The sequence below is a fragment of the Candidatus Cyanaurora vandensis genome (assembly GCF_013285555.1).
Lineage (GTDB): Bacteria > Cyanobacteriota > Cyanobacteriia > Gloeobacterales > Anthocerotibacteraceae > Cyanaurora > Cyanaurora vandensis.
On record NZ_JAAXLT010000125.1, the window covers coordinates 1 to 8957 of the forward strand.

Annotated in this window: 9 protein-coding genes; 7 read left to right on the plus strand and 2 right to left on the minus strand. The window is 56.2% G+C overall.

The annotated features are described in order from the left end of the window. The 4 genes from HFM78_RS08670 to HFM78_RS08685 form a co-directional block, all read left to right on the plus strand. The coding region (locus HFM78_RS08670; protein ID WP_287129039.1) for a peptidylprolyl isomerase at positions 1 to 958 on the plus strand (958 nt) is incomplete at its 5' end. 80 nt (positions 959 to 1038) lie between these two features. After that, positions 1039 to 1839, plus strand: coding sequence for a prohibitin family protein (locus tag HFM78_RS08675; protein WP_287129040.1), 801 nt, complete (start codon positions 1039 to 1041; stop codon positions 1837 to 1839). A gap of 10 nt (positions 1840 to 1849) precedes the next feature. Next, positions 1850 to 2800, plus strand: coding sequence for an SPFH domain-containing protein (locus tag HFM78_RS08680; RefSeq protein ID WP_287129041.1), 951 nt, complete (start codon positions 1850 to 1852; stop codon positions 2798 to 2800). Between the two features lie 29 nt (positions 2801 to 2829). Next, positions 2830 to 3528 carry a dienelactone hydrolase family protein gene (locus HFM78_RS08685; protein ID WP_287129042.1) on the plus strand — a complete coding sequence of 233 codons (699 nt, stop codon included), beginning with the start codon at positions 2830 to 2832 and terminating at the stop codon, positions 3526 to 3528. On the opposite strand, the gene dnaA is transcribed toward HFM78_RS08685, so the two are convergent. Continuing rightward, entirely contained in the window at positions 3525 to 4874 is a 1350-nt protein-coding gene (gene dnaA / locus HFM78_RS08690) for a chromosomal replication initiator protein DnaA (RefSeq protein ID WP_287129043.1), read from the minus strand. The genes HFM78_RS08685 and dnaA overlap by 4 nt on opposite strands. Positions 4875 to 5090: 216 nt before the next feature. Here dnaA and rpmH point away from each other — a divergent pair, with 216 nt between their 5' ends. The 3 genes from rpmH to HFM78_RS08705 are packed head-to-tail and all read left to right on the plus strand — an operon-like array spanning position 5091 to position 5951. Then, on the plus strand, positions 5091 to 5225 hold the full coding sequence (rpmH, locus tag HFM78_RS08695; protein WP_287129044.1) for a 50S ribosomal protein L34: 135 nt from the start codon (positions 5091 to 5093) through the stop codon (positions 5223 to 5225). Continuing rightward, the gene (gene rnpA / locus HFM78_RS08700; RefSeq protein ID WP_287129045.1) at positions 5225 to 5578 is read left to right on the plus strand and encodes a ribonuclease P protein component; all 354 of its coding nucleotides are present in this window, start codon (positions 5225 to 5227) and stop codon (positions 5576 to 5578) included. Before rpmH ends, rnpA begins: the two co-directional genes overlap by 1 nt. After that, on the plus strand, positions 5550 to 5951 hold the full coding sequence (locus tag HFM78_RS08705; protein ID WP_287129046.1) for a PH domain-containing protein: 402 nt from the start codon (positions 5550 to 5552) through the stop codon (positions 5949 to 5951). Before rnpA ends, HFM78_RS08705 begins: the two co-directional genes overlap by 29 nt. Before the next feature lie 94 nt (positions 5952 to 6045). Here the strand turns inward: HFM78_RS08705 and secA are convergent, their stop codons facing one another. After that, positions 6046 to 8877: a preprotein translocase subunit SecA gene (secA, locus tag HFM78_RS08710; protein WP_287129047.1), complete on the minus strand. Its 2832-nt coding sequence runs from the start codon at positions 8875 to 8877 to the stop codon at positions 6046 to 6048. Between the last annotated feature and the right edge of the window lie 80 nt (positions 8878 to 8957).

The window sequence follows — 8957 nt, forward strand, 5'->3', positions numbered from 1 at the left end:
AGCTGAAGCCGTTGTCCGCCTGACCCTTGCCCTGCCCCCCTCTGGACCCCAGACGAGCGAATTAACCACGGCCCTCCTCGCTGTGATGACTCAACTCCAGACGGGGCGCAACTGGACCGCCGCCGCTGAGCAAGCCCGCCAAACCCAGACCATCCTCCGCCAAAGCGAAGCCGCTCTCCTCCTCGCCACGCCTCTGACAGCCCAAGGACGAGCCAGACAAAGCTTGTCCCAACTCAACATCACCCTGGCGGTCCTCGAAAGTGCCCTGACCAGTCAGAATTTCACGGCTACCCGCACAACTTGGCAGGAGAGTCTGTGGCAGCTCTGTGCCCTGCGCTTGGCACTACTGGCTGACTATCAACCCCCCGCCCCGCCGCAGCTATACCGCACCTTGCCCCGCTTGGTCGGCTGGCGTTTGGTCCAGGTCCGCACGGTCCGGGGTGATTTCACTATTTTGCTGGATGGCTATAGTGCGCCCTTGGGCGCGGGGAGTTTTTGGCAAGCGGTCCAGAGCGGGGCTTGGCGAGAGAAGGTCCGACTTACGGACCAAGGGCGCGTCGTACGCTGGTCCAATCCTACCCGTCCCATTCCCCTAGAGATCCGCCCCCAAACTAGTCGCAACATCCTATACAATCCCACCACGGCCCCAGAACCTGCCCTCGCCTTTACCCCCGCCGGGACTGTGGCCCTCGCCTTGCCCACGAACCTCAAGCAACGCCCCGATGAAGAACAACTCGCTCCCAGCCAACTTTTCATCCATCGGCCCCCGCCGACAGCCGCCCAAGCCCGTACGCTAGATGGCCGTTTTGCGGTGGTGGGCTATGTAGTCGCGGGTTTAAATGATCTAAACCAACTCCAGGACCAAGACCGAATTCTGGAGGTAACGCCCCTGACCTGTACCCGCAATAACTTTGAGGAAGGTAGCCTTACCTGTCTCCTTACGGGTGGGGCACTATAAATTAGTGCTATCGTGGACATCAAATGGGTAACTTAGTCCATGAGGGTGATGCGTGATCATTTTTTACCCTTGAGGTCCCCGTGAACCGTGCTGAAGTTCCATCTTGGTTACCCCAAGCCGTCCTAGTCGGCGGTGCGGTCTTACTTTTTTTGAGTGCTAGCCCGTTTCGTTTCGTGGAGAACGGTCAGAATTTAGTGGTCTTCTCCTGGGTAGGCGGGGTCCAGTCCCAGCCCCTCACGCCGGGATTCCATGTCGTTTTGCCCTTGGTGACGACCACCGTACCCTTTGACATCAAGACCCAGGCCCTCACTTGGAAGGACAATGACACCCAGGATGCCTACGGCCCGCGCATTATCGCTTTGAGCCGGGACGGGCAAGAGATCGGGGCTGAAGTCACCCTCAACTTCCGGGTCAGCGACCCCGCGAAAGTCTACAGTACCCTGGGTTTCGACAATGACTACCGCGACCGGATTGCACCGATCGTGCGCTCGGTGATTGCTTCGGAGGCCGCCGGGTTCTCCGCCCAGGACCTCTATTCCACCAAACGGCCCGTCCTCCAGGCCCAGATTCGTGAACGGATTGCGAGCGACCTGCAACAGTACGGGATTCAAGTCATTGATTTCCTGTTGCGTGACGTGCGCTTTGAGCAGGATTTCGTCAAGGCCATCGAAGCCAAGACCATCGCTGAGAACCAACTCGCCAAAAAATCCTTTGAGATTGACCAAGCCCGCCAGGATGCCAAGACCGTGATTGCCCGCGCCCAAGCCGAGGCCGGACGGTTGGGGGCCAAGGCCGACGCGCTTACCCGCAATCCCGAATATCTACGCGTGGTCAAATCGGGCGTTTTGGGCGAAACCCTGGATACGCTCATCACCAAGTAGGGAGTGACCGATGGATACGCAACTTGACAACCTGAAACCCTTACTGCGTTGGGCGATCCCCGTGAGCTTAGTCGCGGTAGCCCTTTTGGTGGGACGTTCTTTTGCCTATGTCACCGAGCCGGGAACTGCCACGGTGGTATTTAATTCCTTTACCGGGTTGCAGGTGGGCCGCGTCGAGCAACCGGGGGTCAGTTTCGTCGCCCCTGGAGCCGACCAACCGATTACCTACAATGTCCGCACCAAGCTCTGGCAGTTCAGTGAGGGCGAGAACATCCCCAACCAAGCCGGGACCGCCATCGCCATCAACACCGCCGACGGTCAAGCCTTCACCGTGGACGTTTTTTTGGCCCTCCGTCCCAATGACCGTGTGCTCGATACCCTCCACGCCCAGATTGGCGAACGCTATATGGAGACTGTCGTCGTTCCTTTGGTGCGCTCTAAAATTCGGGATATCTCCGCCGGTTTTGCCTCTCAGGACTTTTATCAAAAGGAACGCCGTTTTGAGATTGAGCAAAAGGCACTCCAACTGATTAGCCGCGACCTCCCCGCCACCAAAGTTGACGACCAGACCGTGCCGTTAATCCTGATTGAAGGGGTCTTCCTCGGCACTCCCAAGTTCCCGCCCGCCCTCAAAGACTCCCTAGAGCAAAAACAAGTCGCCTCCATCACCGCTCAGACCGCCGGGGTCAAAGCTCAAATCCAGAACAAAGAGACCGAACGCCTGCTCATCCTGGCACGGGCCGACCAGACGGCGATTGAGCTTCAGGGTAAAGCCGCTGCCCGTAACGCCCAACTCGCGGACTTGATTCTCTACGAGAAACTCGAAGACCGCATTGACAAAGCCCGCGAACAGGGCCAAGCCTCGCCTCTTAAAGTGATCCGAGTTGAAGGCGGTTCCACGGTCTTCTTAAACGTAGACCCCCAAAAAGCCGCTGCTGTCACCGCTCCCCCCGCACCCTAAAAATCTATCCCTATCGTCAAACTGAAACGATGAGCGCAACTTGGTCACGACGGCTACTTTTGACAGGCATCGGGGGGGTAGTCCTCGCGGGTGCAACCTTGGCAACGGAACCCACCCTGGAAACTACAGTTACCTATCCTTACCAGCAGGGCACAATGGGCGGCTTACTCCTGCGTCCTGCTCTCAGTGATGGCACGGGCGTCCTATTGGTGCATGGGGAGGTGAACCGAGCAGCGGTCAAAGCCTTAGCAGAACGATTGGTGCAGTTGGGTTACGTCGTCCTCATGCCTGAGCTAGCTCCCCGGACGGCAGCCCCCTTTGCACCCTTGGCGGTCGCGCTGGTTGACCAATTGGATGCTTCTTTTTCTTTTTTAGAACAGCAGCTTAAGGGCGGGGATGTCCGGCCTAGGGTCGCGCTCTTGGGTCTAGGTGCGGGTGCAGGCGAGTGGGCCTTCGGTTATGCCTTGGAGAATGAGGACCTGCAAGGGGCCATCAACTGTTATGGGCGGCCTGAGACCCACCTGGAACGGGTGGGACAACTGACCGTACCGCTCTTGGGCCTCTTTGGGCGGGAGACGGACCCCGCAACCTTAACCAAAGCCCTCACCGCTGCTGAGAAACCCTTTGAGTTCAAGGTCCTCACGGGTCCCCAAGAGTCCATTCCTCAGGACGGTGAGGCTTGGACCCAGATCCGTACTTTTCTAGAAAAAGTCCTCGCCCCGACTTAGTGACGCGACTCCGCCACGATGCGCTGCCCCAACCGTTGTAATAGACGGGCTAGTTGGGGGTCGGTGTGCTTGGACTTGGTGACTTTTTGAGCGGCGTACATCACGGTGGTGTGGTCCTTACCGCCTAAGAGGGCACCAATTTTGGGCAGACTCAAGTCCGTGTAGTTGCGTAACAGGAACATAGCAATCTGACGGGACTCGGAGATCTCGCGCTTACGCGAATCGCTCTTCATATCTTCGACACTGACATTCATCTCTTCAGAGACCATCTGCACAATTGCCTCAGGGGTGATCTCTCCGGTCATGGGTTGGGGGGCCAAGATGTGGCGGATTGTACTGACCTTAAGCGGCAAGCCAGAGATGGAGACGTAGGCAATTGCCCGAATCAAGGCTCCTTCTAATTCGCGGATGTTGGAGATGTAGGTGTTGGCGATATGGTGGATGACCTCGTAGGGCACATCAATATTTTCGTACTCGGCTTTTTTTTGCAAAATGGCAATGCGGGTCTCTAGGTCCGGTTGCTGAATATCTGACACCAAGCCCATGGAGAAGCGCGAACACAACCGCTCCTGCAAACCGGGTAACAAGTTCGGGGGCCGGTCCGCCGCCAAGACGACCTGTTTACCGTCTTCGTACAACACATTAAAGGTATGAAAAAATTCTTCCTGGGTGTATTCCTTACCTTCAAGGAATTGCACATCATCCACCAACAGGACATCCACCTTGCGATACCGCTCCCGGAAAGTCTGCATGGCGTTGCGGTTAATGGCCTCAATCAGGTCATTGGTGAACCGTTCGGTGGTGACATAACAGACCCGGCAGTTGGGGTCTACTTCCAACCGATAGTGACCAATGGCGTGCATGAGGTGGGTTTTGCCTAGGCCCACCCCGCCACAGAGAAACAACGGGTTAAAGTGCTGTCCCGGCAACTCTGCCACCGCTAGACAGGAGGCATGGCCCATCTGGTTGGTGGAGCCGACCACGAAACGGTTGAAGACATATTTGGGGTTGAGGGCACCGTGACCCGTTGAGTTCGTGGCGGGGCGGGGTAAACGCTCCTGAGCCACCGCTATAGGCCGGGGGGAGGAGGCGACATCAAGGGCCGTAAAGGTGATGTGCCAAGTCTGTCCGGTGACAGTCTGAGCGGCCTCAGCGATGGCTTTGCCGTATTGTTTCTGGATGCAGTCGCGGTAGAAGGGGCTATTGGCCTGGATGATTAGCTCTTCGTCCTTCTGTTCGACGAGATGGACCTGCTTAATCCAAGCCTCAATTGAGGGCCGACTCAGCCGTGCCCGCAGATGCTGGAGGATGTCCTGCCAAGTTTTGTCAATCAGAGTGGCGGTCAAAGTGGAATCCTCCTCCACGGGACTAGTTGGCTCATTCTATCCCTCATTCCCAGTCCCGTCTAGGTCCGTGACGCTATTACTACCGTGTTCCTCTGCCAAAAACTGTACCCATAGTGTAACTACCCCCTGGGAACCGCTCAGAGGCGGGGGGGTGGTCGTTGCTATGACTCCTAAAGTTAGATTAGACTACAAGACGGCAATGCGAGGAAAATTTTTATGAAACGGACGTTAGAAGGCACTAGTCGCAAGCGGCGGCGCGTGTCGGGGTTTCGGGCTCGGATGTTGACTGCAAGCGGTCGGCGGGTGATCAATGCGCGTCGCAGTAAGGGCCGTCACCAACTCGCGGTCTAGTGCTACCCGCCCTACGCCGGGAATGGGAGTTCCATGAGGTCTACCGCCAAGGTAAACGCTGGCAAGATACGGGACTCATCCTCTACCGCTTAGCGAAACCGGAGCAGGGTCTACGGGTGGGAATTGTCTGTAGCCGGAAAGTAGGTAATGCCGTCATCCGTAATCGTTTACGTCGTTTGGTGCGCGAGGTTTTGCGTCTGCGCTGGTCCACCTTACGTCCAGGGTTTAACCTAGTGGTGGTCCTGCGGCCCGAGGCGGTGGGGTTGGACTTGCGGGGGATGGAGCGGCAGTTGGGGGCACTTTTAGACCGTGCGGAGATGGGGTATGGCGATTCAAGAGGAAATCATTTATGAAGGCCGTCCCCATGTGGGCGACCTGATTGCGAGCACATTGCTCTTGTTTACGATTATCTGGGTAGTGTTCTGGATTCCGGCGGTGGTGAACTATGTTTTCTCCCGGTACCGCTTCACCAATCGGCGCATCACGGTCGAGGGGGGTTGGCTCGGTCGTAATCGTACGGATGTTATCTACCGCGAAGTCGAGTCGGTCCGGGCGATCCCCGCCACGGTTTTCGGTAGTATTTTTGGTTATGGGGTACTTTTGATTGTGCTCAGAGATGGGGCCAAGCTCGAACTCAAGGCCGTGCCCAAATTCCGAGAGATTGCTGAATATATTGAAGACAGAATTGACCAGTACAGCGACAGGAAAACAACCACTAAGACGTAATGCTCCCTAAAGTATGGGAACAATAATCCTGGTTATCATCTTTGTAGCGACCTTGGCAGGGATCTAAGCAGGACGCTCAAGTAGACGGGAGAACTTAAGCTAGCATCCCGCCTTCACCATCCTCGAAATCAGAAAAGTCGGCTTCCACCACGTCGTAGTCCAGGTTGGGTTGGACGTAGGTAGGTTGGAAGTTATAGAGGGCCACAACGACATTGCGCCGCACCTGACTCAGCATTTCCAGGAACAACTGATAGCCTTCGTTCTTATATTCCACCAAGGGGTCCTTTTGACCGTAACCACGGAGACCAATGGCTTCGCGCAGAGCTTCCATCTGTTGCAGGTGCTCGCGCCAGAGGTTGTCCATGTTTTGCAGGATGAAGAAGGACTCGGCCCGTTGCATCAATTCGGGTTGGACGGTGTTGATGAACTCAGTTTTACTCTCATAGGCCAGCCGCGCTTGGGTCTTAAGTTCAGCTTGAAGTTCGACCAAGGAAAATTCCTGCAACTGGTCTGGGGTCAAGTCAGCCAAGAGCGGGATGAGTTGCTGAAGACTGCTAATCAAACCCGTCAAGTCCCATTCTTCGGGAGGAATCTCGGGGTTAATTTGGGCTAGAACAATCTCGTCAATCGTTTCCTCCATGTAGTCCTGGATCGTTTTGTCCATGTCAATGTTTTCGAGGACCTTGCGCCGTTGGGCGTAGATGGCCTTGCGTTGAATATTGAGGACTTCGTCGTACTCAAAGACCTGTTTGCGCTGGTCATAATAAAAAACTTCCACCTTGCGTTGGGCGTTCTCCAAAGCCTTGGTCAGCATCCCCGACTCAATCGGCATATCCTCTTCCACCCGAAACGCATTCATCAGACTGGCAACCCGGTCGCCGCCAAAGATCCGCAGTAGGTTATCGCCTAGAGACAGGAAAAAGCGGGTCGAACCGGGGTCGCCCTGCCGTCCCGAGCGGCCCCGCAACTGGTTGTCAATCCGGCGTGATTCGTGGCGTTCGGTCCCCAGGACATGTAACCCACCCAGGCCGACGACTTCATCGTGTTCACGGTCAGTGTAGACCCGGAACTCGTTGTAGATCATCTGGAAGGCTGCGCGTAATTGTTGGACCACCGGGTCCTCAATCGGGCCTTTCTCGGAGGCGACCGCGAGCATATCCTCAATCTGAAGGGCGGGGAGACTGTTGGGACCGTAGGCTTGGACTGCTGTCTTCACCGCTTCCTGGGTGGCGCGACGAGCCTCAGCCGAGAGTTCACAAGGAAAAAGTTTAGGACTCGGGAGGGCTTTGGGTGCAGTTGGAGCATTAAAGCCCCGCGCTGGTGACCGTCGTCCGACTAGTAAGGCCATGGGGGTTTCTTCCTCACTGTGTTCTTGCAGAGGCGGCATCAGTTCGGCTTTGAGGGCGAGACGGGCCATGTATTCCGGGTTGCCGCCCAAGAGAATATCCGTCCCCCGGCCCGCCATGTTGGTGGCGATGGTCACAGTAGCGCGACGGCCTGCCTGGGCCACGATCTCCGATTCGCGCTCGACGTTCTCGGGCTTGGCGTTGAGCAGGTTGAAGGGGATTTTTTGTTCCTTGAGGATGCCAGCCAAAACTTCGGACTTCTCAATGGAGGTCGTCCCGACTAGGACCGGACGGCCTTTTTGGTAGAGTTCATCAATCTCCTTAGCAACCGCCAGCCACTTAGCGGATTCAGTTTTGTAAACTTGGTCAGACCAGTCACCCCGGACGACTTTACGGTTGGTAGGAATAGGGCTGACTTCGAGGTTATAGATTTTGCCGAACTCCGCTTCCTCGGTGAGGGCGGTCCCGGTCATCCCCGAGAGTTTGGGGTAGAGCAGGAAAAAGTTTTGATAGGTAATCGTGGCGAGGGTCTGGCTCTCGTTCTCGATTTTGACGTTTTCCTTGGATTCAATCGCTTGGTGCAACCCATCGGACCAGCGGCGACCAGGCATGATCCTTCCCGTAAATTCATCCACAATCACCGCTTCACCATCGCGGATGATGTAGTTGACATCCCGGATGTAGAGTTCCTTGGCCTTGACTGCATTAAAGACAAAATGGGCCCAGGGGTCTGCCGGATCAAAGAGGTCCCGCACGTTGAGCAGTTGTTCGGCAGTCTCGTAGCCTTCATCGGTTAGGAGGATATTGCGTTCTTTTTCAGCAACTTCATAGTGTTTATCTTTTTCAAGTTGGCTGGCAACTTCGGTAGCACGGTTATATTTCTCGGCAGGCTTGGCTACCATCCCGGAGATGATCAAGGGCGTACGGGCCTCATCAATCAAAATGGAGTCCACTTCGTCAATAACTGCATAGTTGAAGGGCCGTTGGACGACTTCCTCAATCGAACCCGCCATGTTGTCGCGCAGGTAATCAAACCCTAACTCGCTGTTGGTGGCGTAGGTGACATCACAGCCATAGTTGACGCGCCGTTCGGCGGGGGACATCTCGTTTTGGATCAAGCCGACATCCAGGCCCAAAAAGCGGTGGACCTGACCCATCCATTCCGAGTCACGCCGCGCTAGGTAATCGTTGACGGTGACAATGTGGACGCCTTTCCCGGTCAGGGCATTGAGGTAAGCCGGGAGGGTGGAGACGAGGGTTTTACCTTCACCCGTCTTCATCTCGGCAATCTGACCCGTGTGGAGGACCATCCCGCCAATCATCTGGACGTCGTAGTGGCGTAAGCCCAGGACCCGGCGGGCGGCTTCACGCACCGTGGCAAAGGCTTCGGGTAGGAGGCTATCGAGGGTTTCACCCTTTGCCAAGCGTTCGCGGTAGCTGGGGGTCAGGGCGCGGAGTTCACTGTCCGTGAGCTTCTGCATGTCTTCTTCGAGGGCATTGATCTCGGCAACCCGTGGCTGGTACTGCCGGACTTTGCGTTCCTGGGGGTCTCCGAAAATCTTGCCGAGGAAGTTTAACATCGTGCTACTGCCAAAAGGACGTATTTTAGGATTTTAACACCCTCACCAACCCTAGCCCTTAACAGTCGCCCCCTACCCCC